This is a genomic window from Myxococcus sp. AB036A (assembly GCF_006547355.1).
Lineage (GTDB): Bacteria > Myxococcota > Myxococcia > Myxococcales > Myxococcaceae > Myxococcus > Myxococcus virescens.
In genome coordinates, this window is record NZ_VHLC01000009.1 from 70,475 (window position 1) to 88,212 (window position 17,738).

16 protein-coding genes are annotated in these 17,738 nt (G+C 69.4%); 6 read left to right on the top strand and 10 right to left on the bottom strand.

Annotated features, from left to right (window positions below; all coding sequences use genetic code 11):
- Nucleotides 1-38: 38 nt before the first annotated feature.
- The 4 genes from FL344_RS06015 to FL344_RS06030 all read right to left on the bottom strand — a co-directional run bounded on the left by FL344_RS06015 (nucleotide 39) and on the right by FL344_RS06030 (nucleotide 3,605).
- Nucleotides 39-1,049: a hypothetical protein gene (locus tag FL344_RS06015; RefSeq protein WP_141617848.1), complete on the bottom strand. Its 1,011-nt coding sequence runs from the start codon at nucleotides 1,047-1,049 to the stop codon at nucleotides 39-41.
- Nucleotides 1,050-1,355: 306 nt separating this feature from the next.
- Entirely contained in the window at nucleotides 1,356-2,120 is a 765-nt protein-coding gene (locus tag FL344_RS06020) for a helix-turn-helix transcriptional regulator (RefSeq protein ID WP_194863012.1), read from the bottom strand.
- An 80-nt stretch (nucleotides 2,121-2,200) separates the two neighbouring features.
- Complete coding sequence (locus FL344_RS06025) at nucleotides 2,201-3,100, bottom strand: fatty acid desaturase (protein ID WP_194863008.1); 900 nt, start codon at nucleotides 3,098-3,100, stop codon at nucleotides 2,201-2,203.
- A 145-nt stretch (nucleotides 3,101-3,245) separates the two neighbouring features.
- Nucleotides 3,246-3,605 carry a helix-turn-helix transcriptional regulator gene (locus FL344_RS06030; RefSeq protein ID WP_026114223.1) on the bottom strand — a complete coding sequence of 120 codons (360 nt, stop codon included), beginning with the start codon at nucleotides 3,603-3,605 and terminating at the stop codon, nucleotides 3,246-3,248.
- A 421-nt stretch (nucleotides 3,606-4,026) separates the two neighbouring features.
- On the opposite strand from FL344_RS06030, the gene FL344_RS06035 reads away from it, so the two are divergent.
- Genes FL344_RS06035 through FL344_RS06045 form a run of 3 tightly spaced genes read left to right on the top strand, consistent with a single transcriptional unit; the run spans nucleotide 4,027 to nucleotide 8,331 of the window.
- Complete coding sequence (locus FL344_RS06035) at nucleotides 4,027-6,111, top strand: HEAT repeat domain-containing protein (protein WP_228564815.1); 2,085 nt, start codon at nucleotides 4,027-4,029, stop codon at nucleotides 6,109-6,111.
- A gap of 40 nt (nucleotides 6,112-6,151) precedes the next feature.
- Nucleotides 6,152-7,111 carry a ParA family protein gene (locus tag FL344_RS06040; protein ID WP_141617851.1) on the top strand — a complete coding sequence of 320 codons (960 nt, stop codon included), beginning with the start codon at nucleotides 6,152-6,154 and terminating at the stop codon, nucleotides 7,109-7,111.
- Nucleotides 7,112-7,116: 5 nt separating this feature from the next.
- The gene (locus FL344_RS06045; protein ID WP_141617852.1) at nucleotides 7,117-8,331 is read left to right on the top strand and encodes an extensin-like protein; all 1,215 of its coding nucleotides are present in this window, start codon (nucleotides 7,117-7,119) and stop codon (nucleotides 8,329-8,331) included.
- A 10-nt stretch (nucleotides 8,332-8,341) separates the two neighbouring features.
- Here the strand turns inward: FL344_RS06045 and FL344_RS06050 are convergent, their stop codons facing one another.
- Genes FL344_RS06050 through FL344_RS06060 form a run of 3 tightly spaced genes read right to left on the bottom strand, consistent with a single transcriptional unit; the run spans nucleotide 8,342 to nucleotide 12,284 of the window.
- Nucleotides 8,342-9,328, bottom strand: a complete 987-nt coding sequence (locus tag FL344_RS06050) for a M48 family metalloprotease (protein WP_141591751.1) — start codon at nucleotides 9,326-9,328, stop codon at nucleotides 8,342-8,344.
- Nucleotides 9,325-9,903, bottom strand: a complete 579-nt coding sequence (locus FL344_RS06055; RefSeq protein WP_194863009.1) for an SH3 domain-containing protein — start codon at nucleotides 9,901-9,903, stop codon at nucleotides 9,325-9,327. The genes FL344_RS06050 and FL344_RS06055 overlap by 4 nt, the downstream gene beginning before the upstream one ends.
- A gap of 26 nt (nucleotides 9,904-9,929) precedes the next feature.
- A complete protein-coding gene (locus FL344_RS06060) occupies nucleotides 9,930-12,284 on the bottom strand; it encodes a CHASE2 domain-containing protein (protein WP_141617854.1) in 2,355 nt (784 codons plus the stop codon).
- Between the two features lie 263 nt (nucleotides 12,285-12,547).
- Here FL344_RS06060 and FL344_RS06065 point away from each other — a divergent pair, with 263 nt between their 5' ends.
- Both FL344_RS06065 and FL344_RS06070 read left to right on the top strand, forming a co-directional pair.
- Complete coding sequence (locus tag FL344_RS06065) at nucleotides 12,548-13,753, top strand: hypothetical protein (protein WP_141591754.1); 1,206 nt, start codon at nucleotides 12,548-12,550, stop codon at nucleotides 13,751-13,753.
- A gap of 1 nt (nucleotide 13,754) precedes the next feature.
- Nucleotides 13,755-14,528 carry a ferritin-like domain-containing protein gene (locus FL344_RS06070; RefSeq protein ID WP_141591755.1) on the top strand — a complete coding sequence of 258 codons (774 nt, stop codon included), beginning with the start codon at nucleotides 13,755-13,757 and terminating at the stop codon, nucleotides 14,526-14,528.
- A 3-nt stretch (nucleotides 14,529-14,531) separates the two neighbouring features.
- Here FL344_RS06070 and FL344_RS06075 read toward each other — a convergent pair whose 3' ends face one another.
- Nucleotides 14,532-15,086 carry a DUF924 family protein gene (locus tag FL344_RS06075; protein ID WP_141591756.1) on the bottom strand — a complete coding sequence of 185 codons (555 nt, stop codon included), beginning with the start codon at nucleotides 15,084-15,086 and terminating at the stop codon, nucleotides 14,532-14,534.
- 102 nt (nucleotides 15,087-15,188) lie between these two features.
- On the opposite strand from FL344_RS06075, the gene FL344_RS06080 reads away from it, so the two are divergent.
- Nucleotides 15,189-15,758, top strand: a complete 570-nt coding sequence (locus tag FL344_RS06080; RefSeq protein WP_141617855.1) for a TspO/MBR family protein — start codon at nucleotides 15,189-15,191, stop codon at nucleotides 15,756-15,758.
- 6 nt (nucleotides 15,759-15,764) lie between these two features.
- On the opposite strand, the gene FL344_RS38420 is transcribed toward FL344_RS06080, so the two are convergent.
- Nucleotides 15,765-15,932, bottom strand: coding sequence for a hypothetical protein (locus tag FL344_RS38420; protein WP_162295036.1), 168 nt, complete (start codon nucleotides 15,930-15,932; stop codon nucleotides 15,765-15,767).
- Between the two features lie 154 nt (nucleotides 15,933-16,086).
- Nucleotides 16,087-17,682, bottom strand: coding sequence for an ATP-binding protein (locus FL344_RS06085; protein ID WP_141617856.1), 1,596 nt, complete (start codon nucleotides 17,680-17,682; stop codon nucleotides 16,087-16,089).
- Nucleotides 17,683-17,738: the final 56 nt, after the last annotated feature.

The window sequence follows — 17,738 nt, forward strand, 5'->3', positions numbered from 1 at the left end:
CGCTGCGCTCCTTTCTCAATGCCGAGTGGGGACGGCTTTCAGCGGGGGGCGGCCAGGGCCTCCTGTTCGGGAGGAGGCATCGCGCCGTGTTCGCCCAGGAGGTTCGTGGCGAGCCGCTCCAGTGTCTCCCGCCACTCCGCGCGCTCCACGGCGGTGGGATTCTCGATGCAGTCGTCCAGCATGTCGTCCACGCCCAACAGGGGATGGGCGAGCTCCGCCAGCCGCTCGGCGCTCAGCGAAGGGTCCAGCTCCAGGCTGAGCAGGAGTGAGACCAGCAGCGCCTGGTCGTGCTCGCGCAGCTCGGGGCGGAGGTTCACCTGTGTGAGCAGCTCTGCGAACACCGCGATGTCCTGCCACAGCCTCCGGCCGGACACGGCGTCATGGCCATCCTGCCCGCGCAGCCAGTCCAGCACCGCCGCCTGGAGCCGCCGCAGCTCGGTGCGGTCCTCGATGCGCAGGTCCTCGTAGATTTCCCGGCCCGTCAGCTCGGAGAAGCACACCGCGGCCCGGCGCAGCACGGGCGCCAGCCACGGCGCCGTGGGCTCCGCGCGCGTGAGCAGCCCCCGGCGGAACAGCACGTAGGCCTGACGCACCTTCAGCGACCGCTCCAACTCCTGGGTGAGGAGTCCTTCCAGCCGGGGCGTCAGCCCCTCATGCGCGCACAGCGCGCGCTCCACCACGGCGGCGCACTTGAAGAGGCGGCGCCGGGCGCTGCTGCACTTGGCGATGATGTTCCAGGGCGCCTCGGAGGCCGTCATCGCCCCCAGCCGCTCCAGCCGTTCGCCCAGGTCCAGGCGCGCCATGAAGGCCAGGTCTGCGATGCGCTGTCGCCGGATGTCGGCCACGAAGCCCGGCAGGTCCTCATCCTCTTCGTAATGGGCGCGAACGGAGCCCATCGCCTGCGCCCCCGCGAGAACGGCGTTCCGAAGCGCCGGCACGGACTCCTGCAAGAGGCGCGGGGCCTCCTCCTGCTCGCACCGGCGCAGGTCCACCTGCCGCGCCAGGTGAATCGCGTCCGTCAGCGCTGTCTGTAATTGACCGGGCGTCAAGGGAGGCAGCTCCGAGTCCAGCGGTGGAAGCGCCGGCAGGGTGGGCGTCGCGTTCTATGTTTTTGTAGTGTTTGTGGATAAATATTGTCAAATCGCCATGAAGTGCGGGAATCAGTCTGAAAGTCCGCTGAGAGTCGGAACTCCCGGAGTCCCGCGTGCCAGGTATCGCACCCACGAGGTGTCAATGACTTGCGCGTCACCCGCTGAATCGCGCGGTCCTGCCTGACAACGTTTGGGAATGTTGAGCGCCTGTGGTGACTGGCAGGGATTGCTGGGAGCCAGCGGCTTCCCGGCTCCAGGGCGTGACTACTCCGGGACTTCGGACGTGCCCGCGACGGGGCCCTTGCCGGGCGCTTCCTCCATCAGGGCCTCGGCGGGTGGTGGCGCGCCGTCGCCCTGCGGCTGCTTCTGCCGGTCCCGCCACGCGCTGGGCGACTCGCCCACCAGCTTGCGGAAGAGGCTGCTGAAGTGCTGGAGCGAGGCGCAGCCCACCTCCACCGCCACCGCGGTGAGCTTCATGTTCGATTCGCGCAGCAGCGACTGCGCCATGCGCACCTGCACCGCGTTGAGCTCCGCCTGGAAGGACGTGCTGGCCTCCTTCAGCCGGCGTTGCAGCGTCCGTTCGGACATGCCCATCTCCCGGGCCACGTCCGACAGATTCACCTCCGGCAGCCGGCCCCGCATCACCTGGTGCAGCTCGCGCAGCAGGGGAGACTGGCCGGTGGCCTCCGCGACCAGTCCGTTGAGCTCCGCCAGCAGCGCCGCGGCCTCGGCCTCTGGCTGCCCCAACCACTGAAGGGCGGTGTCGGGAGCGGTGAAGGCCCGGCTGGGATAGGCCCCGGACAGCAGCGTGTAGAAGCCGCCCACCACCGCGCCCACCACGCCTTCAGGCCGCACCAGCGCCTGCTTCAGCACGGAGGTGCTGAAGTCCTTCTCGCGGGGCTGCATGTATTTGACCAGGGCGGCAAAGGCCATGGGGTCCGCGGCCTCCAGCCGGCGCGCGTCCACCAGCGAGGCATGCGGCTTGGCGGGGGACAACTCCACGTCCAGCACCTGGACGAGCCGGCGCACCTCGGCCTCTCCGGGGCGTCCCCAGAGGATGAAGCCGCACAGGTCCACCGAGGCGTACCAGTGGAGGAAGCCCTCCCCGACTAGGTAACGGCCGTGGGGGTCCCGGAGGTAATCTTCGAGTCCGTCTGCCGATCGCACGGCTTGGCAGAATAGCGCTTCACCACCCGTGCCACCCACAACGGATTGATGGGGGAAAGCCCGGTCGTCAGCTCTGGACGGAGCCTGGACGTCCGAGCGAGCTCCTCGGTGAGGGCCGGAAGCTCGTACCAGGGCACCTGCGGCTTCAGGTGATGGGCTTGGTGGTAGCCCGCGTTGAAGAACCACCGGTTGTAGAAGGCGGAATAGGACGTGGTCCCCAGGGCGTCCTTCTGCTCGGAGTCCGTTTCGAAGTGGGCCGCCAGGTTGAGCCAGTGGATGCAGAACTGCGTCACCAGCAGCACCCCCCACCAGGCCAGGCCCAGCGCGGGCTTCCACACGATGAGCGCCAGCAGCGCGCCGTCCACCACCAGGAAATCCACCGCCAGCTCCAGCCGCTGGTTCTTCTTCTTCGCCGACTGCCAGACCTTGCCCAGCGTCTCGTAGGGCCACAGCCACGGCGTCAGCGCCGAGCGCAGGCAGTAGCGGAAGACGCGCTCTCCGGGACGGCGGCGGCCCCAGTCGCCCGGGCCGTCATCGTACCGGTGGTGGTTGAAGTGATGGATGAAGTAGCCCCGGTAGGGGAACCCACACGCCATGCCCAGCGCACGGGACACCACCCAGTGCGCCAGCGGAGGCCGGGCGATGGACACGTGCATGTGGTTGTGCAGGACGGCGTAGTTCCAGAAGCAGATGGCCCAGCCCAGCAGGCACATGGCCAGCCGCCCCACCCAGGGAAGCGCGTCCCAGCTCCAGATGAAGGCTGGGGACCACGCCCACCACAACGCATGAACCGCGAGCTGCGGCAGGTCGGCTGAAGGGGGCGGGGGGCGGGCGGGGGTCATGAAGCATTCAGTACGCCCCCCCAGCAGCGGCTGCTTCACTCCACGCGCCAAGCGCTTGCGCCAGGGCGCAATCCGTCCGGCCCCTCACCACCCTTCAGGTCCCAGCCAGGGTCTTCACCGCCCCGGCCGGGTCGCCGCTGTATCGCTACGTCTCGAGCGCGTTCGCCACCTGCCCCAACAGGCGAAGACGCGGTGCGTCCAGCTTGCGCACCGTGCGCAGCAGCCGGCGGACTTCCGGACGCTCACGGTATTCCGGCGGGTCCTCCGCCAGCGTGGGCGCGCCTTCCACGCCCGCCATTCCCAAGAGCACGTCCGACGAGCAGTTGAGCACCAGGCACAGCTTGCGCAACGTGCGGACGCTGGGGAGCATGTGGCCGCGCTCCAGGCGGCCATACACCTCGGTGGCGATGCCAACGCGCTCGGCCACGTCGGCCTGGGTCAGCTCCAGCCGTTGTCGCGCCGCGCGGACCGCGTTTCCAATGAGGGTTGCCAGTCGTTGTTCCATGGCGTGCGGAAAACCTGTCGAAAAGAGGGCTTCGTCCCCCCGCATCCAGGCGGAGAGGCTCCGGGGAGAAGTGACGGCCGTTGGCTGCCTCGTGGAACACAGATTACGAGTGGGGTCTGACATTCCGGGGCTTCCGGGAGGGCCTGCTGGAGCGTCCGGAATCGAGCGCTTCAACCCCTTGAGACGGATGTCTCTCGCGCGGCCCGCTCGTGCGCGCGGAAGCCGAAAATTCGGCCTGCGCGGCGTTGTCAATGACTGCCCGGGACGCGCTGAAAAAAGCCCTGGTGTTTCCGTGGTTTACGAAGTGAGGACGTCTGACGTAGGGTGGGCCCCCCGGTAGGTACCGGGAATCCGGTGCAAACCCCCGGTGACTCGGATCCGCAGGCCGCGCCGCGCGCCTCGCGGGGAGGCTGTTGAGGTCGTGAGCGACGAGCGTCCGGACGCGCTGCTCAAGAGCGCACTCGAAAAGATCGTCTACTTCGAGGCGCGTGCCCAACAGCTCCACAGCGAGCTGGCTTCGACGCGCGATGAGATGGAGCACCTCAAGCGCGAGGTCGCGGAGACGCACCAGCGCGAGCTGGGCCTGCGCCGTGAGGTCGCGGAGCTGGAGGTCCGCGTGGGTCGGCTCCAGGCCGAACGCGAGGAGCTGGCCCGGCTCAACCAGGCCCTGCGCGGCGAGCGGAACCAGATGATGGACAAGCTGCTGGACGTGGGGCGCATCCGCGCCACCGCCCAGGAGCGCGACGACGAGGACGACGACCTGGGGCTCGACCTGGCGTCGTTCATCTCCCAGCTTCGCAGCGAGGTGCTGCTGCGCGGTGAGGCGGGGCCGGTGGCCCGCGGGCTGGTGGTCCCCACGCGGCGCTCGCCGGTGCCGCTGCGTGAGACGGCGGCCAGTGTCCCCGTGACGCCGGCGCCGGTGAGCGAGCCGCCCGTGGCCGCTGTCGTCGAGGACGACGGCCTGTCTCCGGTGGCGCGTGAGGCGCAGCGCTTCCTGCAGGCGGGCCGGTTGGGCGTGAGCGCGGCGCAGCACGCGGAGCTGTCCACGCACGCGGGTTTCGGCGGGCCGACGGATGAGACGTTGTTCGGGTTCTCCATCCGCGAGCTGTCCGCGCAGGATGGCGCGGCCCGGGTGCGTGCCGCGGAGCGCCTGAAGGCGCTGTCACAGCCGGCCGCCGCGCCCGCGCTGGCGTCGGCGCTGCATGCGGAGACGGATCCGACGGCGCAGGTGGCGCTGCTCCAGGCGTTCGCGTCGCTGTGCCAGGAAGAGGGCGCGTCGGTGGTGTCGCCGCTGCTCGCGTCGCCGGTGCCGGAGGTGCGCATCGCGGCGCTCAAGGCGCTCCTGACGCTGGCGCCGAAGGACGCGGCGCCGCATCTGGCGCAGGCAATGAAGGACCCGGACCGCTCGGTGCGCCGACGCGCGTCGCTGCTGGCGCTGGGCCTGGAAGGGGAGACGGCGCGGCGGCTGGGCGAGGAAGCCATCCACGACGCGGATCCGGAGGCGCGCGCGCTGGCCGCGCTGGCGCTCGGCGCCGGCGCTGGGGAGAACGCACGCACGCTGCTGCTGGGCGCCTTGGGTGACCGCGAGCAGCGCGTTCGCAAGGCCGCCGCGCAGAGTCTGTCGCGCATCCTGGGGCAGGACGTGTCGGCGGTGGTGGACCTGGACGAGACGCATCGCCGCCGGGAGATTCGCCGGCTGGCGACGTTGCCCGTGAAGCCCGTGCGGGCGCGGCTGGAGCAGCCTCGTCCGATGGTGGCTTCGGTGCAGGCGGTCGCGCCGGCAGTGGCTGTCGCCGCGGTGGTTCAGGCGCCGGTGGCGGCGGTCGAGCAGCCCGCTCACGCGGTCGTCGCCGTGGGGGCTGCGAATCGGCAGGCTGTCACCGTGGGCCTTGCGCAGGGCGCTGGTCCGGTGGGGCCTGTGCAGGGGCGAGCGGGCCCCGTGGGACCGCCGGTGGTGCCGACGCCCGCGCCGACGCCACAGGCCGCCGCTCCCGTGCAGCGTCCGCCCGCGCCGACGCCACAGGCCGCCACTCCGGTGCAGCGTCCGCCCGCGTCGGTTCCGCAGACCGCCGCCTCCGCACCGCGTCCGCCCGCGCCACAGGCCGCCGCTCCCGTGCAGCGTCCGCCCGCGCCAGCTCCGCAGGCCACCCCAAGCCAATCCAGCCCCGCGCAGGCTCCGCGTGCGCCGGCCGCTCGCCTGTCCCCCGTCCAAGCGGCCCTGGTGGCCATGGGCGCGGTGCCCGGGCAGGCCGCCCCCGCGCCGCGTGTTCCCGCTGCCGCCGCGGAGCCGTCCCGTCCGGCGGCCCCCGTGCGCCCCAGTGCGTCACCGGTGGAAGTCCTCTGCACGCAGATGCTGGCCGAGGTCCGCGTCGCCGTCCGAGGCCGCTCGCTCGTCGAGCTGGCGGTCGCGCTCTCGGCGCCCTCGGAGCTCGCCCAGGAGGCGCTCACTCTGTTGTCCGCACGGGGAGCGGTGATTCGAAGGGGGCACAAATACTTCGCCGCTTGAGGCAAGGTAGCCGTCCCGCACGTCTTTCGAAGGGTCGTCCATGGAAGCGCCGACGTACAGCTCCAAGCAGGTCGCCGAGATGCTCGGCGTGTCCCCGAAGCAGATTCCGGAGGAATCGCGGAAGGACGCCTACACGCCAGACGACATCTGGGAGCTGCGCACCACGCTCGACCGTTTCCCGGCGCGGGTGGGCCACCGCCGCCAGCTCTTCCTGAACTTCAAGGGCGGCACCGGCAAGACGTCGCTGTCCACGTCCTACGCCTGGCGCCTGGCGGAGCTGGGCTACGCGGTGCTCCTCATCGACCTCGACAGCCAGGGCCACGCCACCAAGTGCCTGGGCTACGAGGGCGAGGACTTCGAGAAGACGCTCCTGGACGTCCTCGTCCGCAAGACGCCCCTGGCCAAGGTCATCCAGAAGTCCTCGCTGCCCAACCTGGACTTCGTCCCGTCCAACCTGACCATGTCCACGGTGGACCTCGCGCTGATGCCCATGGCTGGCCGCGAGTTCAAGCTGCGCAACGCCCTCAAGGACGTGGAGGCCCAGTACGACGTCGTCGTCTTCGACGCGCCGCCGTCCTTCGGCCTGCTCAACCTCAACGCGCTGATGGCGGCGAACGACTTGTTCGTCCCCGTGCTCGCGGACTTCCTGTCCTTCCACGGCCTCAAGCTGCTGTTCGAAACGGTGCAGAGCCTGGAGGAGGACCTGAACCACGTGCTCGACCACGTCTTCATCGTGGTCAACTCCTTCAACGCCACCTTCAAGCTGGCGAAGGAGGCGCTGGAGGCGCTCCAGACGCACTATCCGGAGTTCCTGCTGCCCACCATCATCCGGCAGTGCACCAAGTTCGCGCAGGCCTCCAGCGAGGGGCGGCCGGTGTTCGTCGCGGACCCCTCGTCCAAGGGGGCCAACGACATCCAGGCCATGATTGACAACATCCTGCCCCGGCTGGTGGCCGCGGCAGCCGCCGCCCAGACGAAGGGCACCCAGCAGGCCGGCTGAGAACCATGAAGAAAGCCTTTGAACAGAACGTGTCCCGCGCCAAGCCGCGCCTCCGCCTGGGCGCGCTGACGGGCCTCGTCGACCCCGTCGAGCCCACGCCTCCCGAGCCCGAGGCCGAAGTGGCCCCCGAGCCCGTCGCCGAGGCCCCCGACCTCTCCGCCGAGGTGCGCGCCCGCATCGAGCGCGCCCGCAGCCCGCGCCCCAGCGCCGCCGAGGCGATGGACGCCGCCCTGCGCGAGCCGGACGACGCGCCTGTCTACGAGGAGCCCCCGCAGGAGCCCGAGGCGGTCGCCGACGTGCCCGTGACGTACGGGGCTCCGCCGGAGGCGGAGGCGTTGCTCGACACCGAGCCGCACGCCGAGCCCGTCACCTTCGCCGCGCCGCCTCCGGCGCTGCACTTCGACGCCGTCAGTCCTCCTCCGGAGGCGCACCCCATGACGCAGGCCTCGGCTCCCGTGTCCATGCCGCACGTCACCGCCACCGTCGCAGAGCCGGTGGCCCGTGTCGAAGCGCCGCCCACCGAGGTGGAGGTGCAGCGGCCGGCCCCGCCGCGCGAGGACGGGCAGGACTCCTCGGCCCGCCGTGAGCGACTGAAGGCCCGGCTCAAGGCAGTGCGGGAGAATCCGCGCCCGGAGCCGCTGCCCGCCACCGTGGCGGAGGCGGGTCAGCGCGCCGTGGAGCGCATCACCCACCTCCAGGCGGAGCTGGTGAAGGTGAAGGCGCTCAACCTCTCCCTCACGCAGGACCTGGAGGTGTCGCGCCGTCAGGCGGAGAAGGCCACGGAAGAGGCCCGCCTGCGCATGGACGAGGCGCGCCGCCTGTCCTCGGAGATGGAGGGCCGGGTGAAGTTGCTGGCCGACCTGGAGCGCGAGCTGTCCGCGCTGGAGGGCGAGCGCGACGAGGCGCTGCTGTCGCTCCAGGAGACGCGGCAGGCGCTTCAGGCCGCTGCCAAGGAGCGCGAGGCCCTGGAAGAAGAGGTCGCCCGCGGCAAGCAGTCCCTGGTGGACAGTCTGGCCGAGGAGGAGCGGCTCGCCGGAGAGCTGGAGTCCGCCAAGGACGAGTCCATGTCGCTCCAGCGCGCGGTGGAGGCGCTCCAGGGAGAGCGCGACGTGCTGGCCCAGCAGGTGGCCTCGCTCACCGCCGAGCGCGCCGAACTGCTCGAGGCGCGCAAGGCCCTGGAGTCGGTGCACCGGGCCCTGAGTCAGGCCACGGTGCGCTGAAGCCGCCCGGCTACTTCCCGTCCTTCGCCACGCCGCGTGCGTTGTTTCCACCGCGCACGGCGGCGAAGGCGGGGCTGAGCGGCGGCGAGCGGAGTCCTTCGGTGGCCAGTCCACTGAAGGCGCCAGCCGGCTGTTTCAGTGCCTGGACGTGCGCGAGGATGTTGCGCCGGCGCTCGTCCTTCCCCGGGTGGTTGGCGAAGGTGCTGCCCCCGTCCTTCGTCTTGGCCAGCAGGGCGAGGTAGTCGTCCGGCGTGTAGCCCGCGGAGAGCATCAGCTCGACGGCGATCCGGTCCGCCTCCAGCTCCTGCTCCTTGGCGTTCCCCTTGTCGATGAGGTCGATGGTCTTCTCGCTCAGGTGGCCCAGCAGGCCCGGGTCCTGGTCCAAATCCAGCGTCCCGTCGCCATTGCGGCCCGCGGAGAGCACCTTCACCGCGGTGGGGGAGAGCACGGCCTCGCCGTAGGTGACCAGCTCGCACGTCTTCACCTTCGCGTCGCCGTACTGGTGGATGGCGTGCTTGAGCGTGACGTGGGCGATTTCGTGCGCCAGCACGCCGGCCAGCTGTCCTTCGTTCTCCAGTCCCTGGAGCAGCTTCCGGGTGACGAAGACGTAGCCACCGGGCGCGGACATCGCGTTGAACTGGGACGTGTCCTGGAGCACGCCGAAGGTCCACTCGAGCGTGGGCCGCGCGGATTGCGCCGCCAGGTTCTTCCCCACGACGTTGACGTAGCGGTGGAGCGCGTCGTTGGGGCCGTCCAGCAGCAGCCCGCCACCCCGCCGCACGAAGTTGATGGCCAGCGCGCCGCCCAGGGCGTACTCCTCCTGTACGCTGGGAGCGGCGCGCAGCTTCTTGCACGTCTTGGCTTCCGCGGACGCGGCGCTCAGCTTCCCCAGGAGGTTCTCACCCCGGGTGAGCGAGGAAGCATTGAAGCCCTTGCAGGACGCCGACAGCGCGCCCAGACCCACCAACGCGAGCACCTTCCAGCCCGTTCGCATCATCGGTTGCCGCTCCGCTTGTTCGTTCCGGCCTTCGCGACCGTGTCGCTGGCGCCCACCACGGGGAAGAGCCCCGCCGCCGTCACGTGCGCGGCGATGTCCGCCGTGGACACCGACTTCGCCAGCGTCTCCAGCGCCTGGATGTCCCGCACGGCCTTGCCGTGGTCGCCGCCCTTGTCCTTGCCGTACTGCTCCGCGCCGGGGCTGAGCGCCTTCACCGCGGCGCCACTGGCGACGAACTTCTTCGGGTCCACCTGCTGGGTGCCATTCCCTTGCGTCACCAGCTCCATGTTGGGCGGCGTGGTGGACAGGTTCGTCTGGAACACGAAACCCTTCTTGCCGGTGGCCGTGGTCACCCGGTGCCACTGCTTGTGCTTCGCATCCGCGCCGCCCCACGTCACCCGCTCTCCGGGCTGGAGCACCGCCACGGCGTTGTCCGAGCCGGACGGGCTCGCCTGCACGCGCGTGTTCTTCGCCTTCACGTACAGCGGCTCGCCGACCTTCACGGCCGACGCCCCCGCCGGAATCGCCAGCGCCAGCAGGGCGGTGGTCCACGCCACCCGCGTCTTCATCCCCATGTCTCCCCGACTCCTTTCCTCACCGCTCACTTGTCCAGGTTCGCCACGCCGTCGAAGTCCTGCGGCGGCGCCTTCACATATCGTTGACAGCGCTCCAGCAACGCCTGCGTGGGCCCGTCCTCCGGGTCCTCCGCGCGGCGCGCATTCAGCACCGCTGCTGCTTCCTCGAACCGCGCCGCGCGGTAGAGCGCCAGCGCCGCGTGATATCGCTCCACTGTCTCCCGCTTGCGCGCGTCCAGCCCGCCCTTGAGCGCGAGCAATTCGTACACGGTGACGGCCTCCGTCTTGCCCGCCACGCGCACCCGGTCCAGCTCCCGCACCTCGATGTGCTCGCGCGCCAGTTCGTACGTGCGCGGGCCAATCATGATGACGGAGCCATAGGCCTTGTTCGCGCCCTCCAGCCGCGCGGCCAAGTTCATCCCGTCGCCAATCGCGGTGTAGCTGAAGAGCTGCTCGCTGCCGAAGTTGCCCACGAAGTTGACCGCGGTGTTGACGCCGATGCGTGTGTACATGTCCGGTAGCCCCTGGGCGCGGAACTCGTCGCGCAGCCGGTCCACCGCCGCCTTCGCCGCGAGCGCGCCCTTGCAGCCGCGCAGCGCGTGGTCCGTCTGTCGCATCGGCGCGCCGAAGAGACACACCACAGCGTCACCGATGTACTTGTCCAGGCACCCACCTTCCTTCAGCAGCGCCGCGCTCACCCGCGTCAGATACGTATTGAGCAGGCGCACCAGGTTGCGCGGGTCGTCCTTGAAGCGCTCGCTGAAGGTGGAGAAGCCTCGGATGTCGCTGAAGAAGGCGGTGATTTCGACATTCTCCCCATCCAGCCGAGGCAGCTCGCGCTGGGCAATCATCTGCTCCACCAGCTTGGGCTCCATGAAGCGGCTGAAGGCCTGCCGGATGAAGGCCGCCTCTTCGTTGGCCACCAGGTGGTTGAAGGCCACCGCGCTGACGCTGGCCAGCACGCCCGCCAGCGCGGGCAGGGCGGTGAGCACGTAGGTGTTCGTCAGTCCAAGGGCGGGGCCCGTCACCCAGCTCATGCCGGCGTAGAGCCCCAGCGGCCACGCAATCTCCAGCGGCGTCCAGCGCGTCGTCATCAGCAGCACCACCGACACGAAGGCCACCGCGAAGACGAGCGCCAGACTCACCCCCAGCGGCGCGCGGGTGATGAAGCGGCCGTTGCCCAGGAGCGTGTCCAGCACCGCCGCCTGTTTCACCACGCCGGGCTCATGCGACGAGAAGGACGTGGCCTTGACGTCGTTGAGGCCCACCGCGTTGCCGCCAATGATGACCACCTTGCCGCGGAAGACGTCCGGCGGCAGCCCCGTGGGTTGGCCCTGGCCCCGGTGCACCCACGCGTCGAGCACGGAGATGAGTGGAACGCTGGTGAAGCGGTCATGCAACTGCCCGCCGAAGTCGATGCCAGCGCTGCCATCCGCATCCACGGCGTAGGTGCGCGAGCCCAGGCGCAGCGTGCGCCCGGAGAACTCGATGGCGCTGGCGCCCAGAAGGCCCGCGGCCACGCGCACCGGCAGCGTCGCGAAGGCATTGGGACCATCCGAATAGACGAAGCGCGTGCGGCGCATGAAGCCGTCGGCGTCCGACTCCGGCTCCACCAGCCCGAAGCCATCCACCGCGCCCACCAGCACGGGAATGGGCGGCACCGGGTGGCTGGGGAGCCGCTCCCCCGAGGACGTCGCGTAATCCAGCGCGGGCAGCGTCCGGCCGTTCGCGCGCACCGGAAACGCGATGGCCCGGGCAAGCTGCTCGGGAGAAGCGGAGGGAAGGACCGCCTCCAGGGCGCCGTCCTCGAACGTCTCCGCGCCGGCTTCCTCCGGGAAGGTGTCCTCCTCCTGAGTGGGGCTGTCCACCACCACCGCCGCGCTGAAGTCAGCGGGGGGCAGCAGCGGCGCGTTCGCGTGGGTGGAGACCCCCAGGTAGAAGGGGATGGACGTCTCCTGGAGCACCTGCGCGAAGGCCAGGTCCATGGACTCGTCCGTGCCGCGCTCGTCCATGACGGCGTCGAACACGATGGCCCGAGCACCCTCGGCTTCCAGCTGTTCCACCACGCGCGCCCAGAGGTTGCGGCTGTAGGGCCAGCTTCCGAAGTTGAGCGCGTACTGTTCGTTGGCGCGGATGCGCTCCAGGCTTGGCTGGTCGATGGTGACCAGCACCACCTGGGATGACACCTCGCGCCGCGCGGTGAAGCGCGTGACGACGGTGTCGTACGCGGAGCGCTCCGCTTCCTCCAGCAGGCCGCCCAGCCTCGCGTCGAAGTGAAGGCAGACGGCGGCCAGCGTGGTGGCCAGCACCGCCACGCCCAGCATCAGCCGCCAGTGGTTCTGCCACCGAGAACGGACCGTCTTCCAGCGCTCGCCTGCCACGTCCCCCTCTTGCGAAGCGTGCTGGGGTGGACACTACCCCAGCAGCAGGGGCGTGGGCAGTCACCTCGCATGGCTGGGTGTATCGGCCGTGTACTCACGGAGAAACCCGAGATTTCAGAGGGGGCCCCAGCAGGCACCCAGGCGGGCCGCTGGCGCCTCTGACGTCACCCTTCCGGAAACCCGTGGACCGTTTGCCACATGTCGGTGCCGTCCGGACCTTTGCACTCAGTTCGGCACGGATTTTCGCTTTCAAGGAGTCAGACGTGGCCCTGGATATCCTCCAAGAAAAAGGCGTCCCGCTCGACAAGCAGGTCTTCACCTGGAAGGACCTGGTGCGGCGCCCCTACAGCAAGCTGGATGATGACGCCTTCACCCGCGTGTGCGTCATCTACATGAACGGCATCATGGCGGACGCACTGCGGACCAAGCATGCCTTCGCGCGCATGAACCGCGAGCTGCGGGAGCCGCTGGCGTTGATTCGCCGCGTGGAGCAGTACGAACAGACGCTCATCAACTGGCTCAACCCCGCGGACCAGTCGCCGCTGGAGACCACCCTGGGCTTTGAACAGGTCGCCATCGAGGTGACGGCCAGCGTGGCCCTGCGCGAGCCCGACCCCTACCTGGCCCAGACGTACCGGTTCGGTCTGCTCGAGGACTTCGACCACCTGTATCGCTATTCCGCGCTCTACGACCGGCTGGAGGGGAAGGACCCCAACAACATCACCCAGTCGTACACGGACATCATCCCTGGACGGCCTACCTCCGTGGAGCATCGCCATCCGCTGGATGACCTGCGCCGTCCCTACAACAAGCGCACGGCGCACCCGCTGACGAAGCTCCACGCGATGAGCATCACCGCGGCGGAGAACCAGACGCACGACTACTACATGACGGTCGGCCCGTTCTTCAGTGACCCGGTGGCCCGCCAGCTCTACGCGGAGATTGCCTCCATCGAGGAGCAGCACACCTCCATGTACGAGTCGTTGCTGGACCCGGACGAGTCCATGCTGGAGAAGTGGCTGATGCACGAGGCCTGCGAGGTCTACAACTTCTACTCGTGCGTGGCCTTCGAGAAGAACTCGCGCATCAAGGAGATATGGCAGCGCTTCCTGGACTACGAGCTGGGACAGCTCCACTACGTGAAGGAAATCTTCCAGAACGTGGAGAAGCGTGACGCGGCGGAGGTGCTCCCCAGCACGCTGCCGGAGCCCATCGGCTTCAAGGAACACCGCGACTTCGTTCGCAAGACACTGAATCAAGAGGAGGACATGGCCTCCAACGGACAGGACTACGTGCGGCTGGCGGACCTGCCGCGCGACCACCGCTCGTACATCTGGCGCGACCAGCTCAACTCCGACGGCTCCCCGTCCGAGACAGTGGCCGCTGGCTACAAATGGATTCCGGGCACGGAGCTCGCCGCGCGCACGCCGCGCATGGGCTCCACGTTCGAGGGAAAGAAGGTTCACTGACATGAAGACGACCACCAGCGACATGGGGCGCAACCGGACGGGCGTGGCCACCTCGCCCATCGACAGCGCGGACATCACCCAGGAAGCGGAGAAGCATCAGCCCAGCCACCTGGGAGACGGCTCGCTCCTCCTCCAGGTCCGGCAAATCTACGCGCGGGAATCCGAAGGCCTGGGCAGCGTTCCGCCGCCAGTCAGCCTCAAGGGCGTGGCGAAGACGGCGGTGGACGCGCTCAAGGGCTCCAAGCCCACCGTCTTCATCGACAAGCTGGGAGAGCGGCTGGCCTTCGAGCGCAGCGGCACCCGGCTCTACGAGGGCGCGCTCGCCAAGTTCGACGTCTACGGCAGCTGGGAAGGTGGGCCCACGCGTGAGGGCCTGGAGAAAATCTACAACGACGAGCTGTCCCACTTCCTCATGCTCACCGAGGCCCTGAAGTCACTGGGCGCCGACCCCACGGCGATGACGCCCAGCGCGGACGTCGCGGCGGTGGTGTCCCAGGGGCTCCCGCTGCTCATCGCGGACCCGCGAGCCAACCTGCGCCAGTCATTGGAAGCGCTGCTGGTGGCGGAGCTGGCGGACAACGCTGGCTGGGAGATGCTCATCGAGCTGGCCCGCGACCTGGGCCATGACACGCTGGCGGACCGCTTCCAGCTCGCGCTGGATTCGGAGGTGCAGCACCTCCTCTGGGTGCGTGGTTGGCTGGCCGCGGGCGTGAGCGTGGAGGCGCGCGGGGCGCCCGCCCGCGAAGAGCGCGCGGGCACGCAGCCGCGGGTGTGACGCTCAGAACGATGAGCCCGGCTCCTGGAGGAAGACGGATTCCTCCGGAGTCGTCGGACGTCCCAGCGTCACGTTGCGATGCGGGAAGCGGCCGAAGCGCTGGATGACGTCCCGGTGTTGCCGGGCATAGTCGAGCGCTTCCCGGCTGTCCGAGTGATACAGCGCGAGCACCTCGAAGAGGGCCACTGACAGCCGCTGGTCGTTGACGGACTCGCTGTGCTCGAAGGGCAGGTACATGAACCACCGCCACAGCGGCGGCAGGGCCATGTCCAGGCCTCGCGCCAATCCGTGCCGGGCCACCTCGCGCGCCCGCGCGTCCGAGGCGAAGGCCTGGGGCGTGCCGCGGAAGAGATTGCGCGGGAACTGGTCCAACAGCAGGAGCAGGGCCACGCAGCTGCGAGGCTCGTCCCGCCAGTCGTCCAGCTCGCCCTCGGCGGCGCGCTCGACGGCGGGCAGGAAGCGGCGCCGGCATTCATCATCGAAGGCTTCGTCCCGCAGGAACCACCGCTCACGTGGCTGCCCGAACCAGAAGCTCAGGATTTCCTCTGCGCTCGCCATGAGACGCCTCATCGTCAACGAGGGGAAGCCGCCTTGTACACCGGCGCCAGCCGGGGTGGCGGCAGGGAGGCGCCGGTACCACCTTCCACCCGACACTGGCGGGTGCTCCGCCAAGGGAGGACGCGGATGGACTGGACGCTGGAGCCGACGACACGAAACGTGCCTGACCCGGTGCGGCGCACGGCGCTGAACCCCACGCTGCGCAAGGAGTCCGTGGTGGCGCTGGGCGTCTTCGGCGCCCTGACGTTTGGCGCGGCGGCGCTGGGCGCTCGCGTCAGCTCGGCGGACACGCGCTGGTACCGGCGTCTGCGCAAGCCCTCGTTCCAGCCGCCACCGAAGGTCTTCGGCCCGGTATGGACGGTGCTGTATGGCCTCATCGCCCTGTCGGGTTGGCGTGTATGGACGGCGCCCGCGGGCGCGGCCCGCTCCCAGGCCCTGGCTTGGTGGGGCATCCAGATGGGATGCAACGCCGCCTGGTCCTGGCTCTTCTTCGGCAGACACCAACCGCGCCGCGCCCTGGCGGACAACCTGGCGCTGCTGGCCAGCGTGACGGCGTATGTCGCCGTCACCAAGGATGTGGACCGCCCCGCGGCCTGGATGGCGGTGCCGTACCTGGGCTGGGTGGGCTTCGCCAACGTGCTCAACGCCGAAATCGTCCGCCTCAACCCCTGAGCCACCCTAGTTGCGCAGCTTCGACGGCTTGGGCGGGTTCATCGCCAACACGGTGGCGAAGTAGCGGGCCTGACTCTCCGTGGTGCACCGCACCTCCTGGATGCGTCCGCCCACCTTCACGCGGACGAGCCAGCCTTCATTGTCACGAGTCCAAGCAGGCGTGTCGGTCGTCATGGTCATCCTCCCTCGAAGTGCATCCTCCGCCTTTCGATAGAGCAGCCGCCATGCCAGCGTCGGAAGCGTGCGAATCCAGGCGCTTCCCCCCGCCTCTTGGCCAATGGAAGACACCCACCCCTGTCATTTTTGCGGAATGCGGGGTGGCGGAGTTTCAGTGGATGAGCTGTCCGGGTTCCTCGACGTTCGGCTGCGCGGGAGCGCCGGCCATCAACGGCAGGGCGACGTGGAAGGTGGAGCCATGGCCTGGCTCGCTCTCCACCCAGATGCGCCCGCCGTGGCGCTCGACGATGTCCCGGCTGATGTAGAGCCCCAGCCCCAGTCCGCCGAAGGAATGGGCGGAGGCGTTGCGCGCCCGGAAGTACCGGTCGAAGAGCAGCTTCTGCTGGTCCGGAGGAATGCCGATGCCTTCGTCGGAGACAGACAGGAGCGCCAGCCCGCCGCGCTGGCGCAAGCTCACGCGCACGGTGCCTCCATTCGGGCTGTACTTGAACGCGTTCTCCACCAGATTGGCGAGCACCTGCTCCATCCGGAAGGGGTCCACGTTCACCTGCACGGGCTGCTCGGGCGCGTCGAACCGCACGGTGTGGTTGCCGCGCTGGGGCTCGAGCTCGTGGAGGACGTGCTCCACCAGCCCTTCCAGCCGGGTGGCCTCCCGGTGAAGGGCCAGCCGTCCCGCCTCGATGCGTGAGGAGTCCAGCAAGTCGTTGATGAGGCTGGTGATGCGCAAGAGGTACAGGCGCGCCTGACGCAAGGTGGAGGACTCCACGAGCTCGCCACGCGCCAGCCGGCGCTCCAGCGTGGCCAGCCGGAGGCTCAGCGGGGTGAGGGGGGTCTTCAGCTCGTGCGAGGCGATGGACAGGAAGTCGTCGCGCACGCGGATGGCCTCCTGGGCTTCACGGTACAGGCGCTCGCGCTCGCGCTCCGCGCGGCGGCGCTCGGAGATGTCCTCGACGATGCCAATGCCGCCCTCCACCTGTCCGGCCGCGTTGAAGCAGGGGGCGAAGCGCACGTGGACCGGCGTCTTCCTGCCTGAGGTGATGGCGCGGTACTCGCCTTCGTAGTCGCAGGTATGTCCCGCCAGCGTCTCCCGGACGCAGTGGAGGATGCCCTCATCCCGGAGCGACAGGAGGTTGAGGCCCACCAACAAGCGCTTGGGCGAGCCGATGATGCTCACGAACAGCTCGTTGCACGCGATGACGATGGCGCTCCGGTCGAAGTAGATGATTCCCATGGGCGCGTGCTCCACGACGGTCCGGAAGAGCGCGTCGCCAGGAACGCTCTCCGACTCGAGTCCGTGCAGCGTGCGCTCCACGGGCTCGGCCAGGGTGTCGACGACCTCGTGCAGGCGGCGGAAGTTGAGGACGATGCGCTCATCCCGGCCTTTGCCGGAGGCGCCCACCGTCAGCTCCACCATGATTTCCGCGCCGTCCTTGCGACGCGCGAGCACCCGGGTCGCTCGCCCTCCGAGCGCGGCTCGCCGGGAGAGCAGGTGGCGCAGCAGGCTCTCGCCTTCGTGGCGGTGCAGCCGCTGGGGAAAGAGCCGGGACGCCGGCTGGCCGATGAGCTCCTCTCGCGTCCATCCCAGCAGGCGCTCCGCGGCGGCGTTGAGAAAGCAGACGTTCTCACCGGCGTCGCAGGCCACGAAAGGGTCCACGGCGGCGTCCAGCCACGCGCTGAGTTCGTCGATGCCTGAGGCCATGCTCTCCTCGGAAACCCGCTGGTCGTCGTTGCCAGCGTCCCGGGACATGGGAGCTCGAAACGCCTCGACGCGAAATGCGGAGGGCGTGTCCCTTTCCATACAAG

Excerpts from the sequence above, each read along its gene's own strand:
- FL344_RS06050 (WP_141591751.1), bottom strand. The coding sequence starts at position 9,328 with ATGATGCGAACGGGCTGGAAGGTGCTCGCGTTGGTGGGTCTGGGCGCG.
- FL344_RS06070 (WP_141591755.1), top strand. The coding sequence starts at position 13,755 with ATGAAGACGACCACCAGCGACATGGGGCGCAACCGGACGGGCGTGGCC.
- FL344_RS06040 (WP_141617851.1), top strand. The coding sequence starts at position 6,152 with ATGGAAGCGCCGACGTACAGCTCCAAGCAGGTCGCCGAGATGCTCGGC.
- FL344_RS06055 (WP_194863009.1), bottom strand. The coding sequence starts at position 9,903 with ATGGGGATGAAGACGCGGGTGGCGTGGACCACCGCCCTGCTGGCGCTG.
- FL344_RS06030 (WP_026114223.1), bottom strand. The coding sequence starts at position 3,605 with ATGGAACAACGACTGGCAACCCTCATTGGAAACGCGGTCCGCGCGGCG.
- FL344_RS38420 (WP_162295036.1), bottom strand. The coding sequence starts at position 15,932 with ATGACGACCGACACGCCTGCTTGGACTCGTGACAATGAAGGCTGGCTC.
- FL344_RS06045 (WP_141617852.1), top strand. The coding sequence starts at position 7,117 with ATGAAGAAAGCCTTTGAACAGAACGTGTCCCGCGCCAAGCCGCGCCTC.
- FL344_RS06085 (WP_141617856.1), bottom strand. The coding sequence starts at position 17,682 with ATGTCCCGGGACGCTGGCAACGACGACCAGCGGGTTTCCGAGGAGAGC.
- FL344_RS06025 (WP_194863008.1), bottom strand. The coding sequence starts at position 3,100 with ATGACCCCCGCCCGCCCCCCGCCCCCTTCAGCCGACCTGCCGCAGCTC.
- FL344_RS06075 (WP_141591756.1), bottom strand. The coding sequence starts at position 15,086 with ATGGCGAGCGCAGAGGAAATCCTGAGCTTCTGGTTCGGGCAGCCACGT.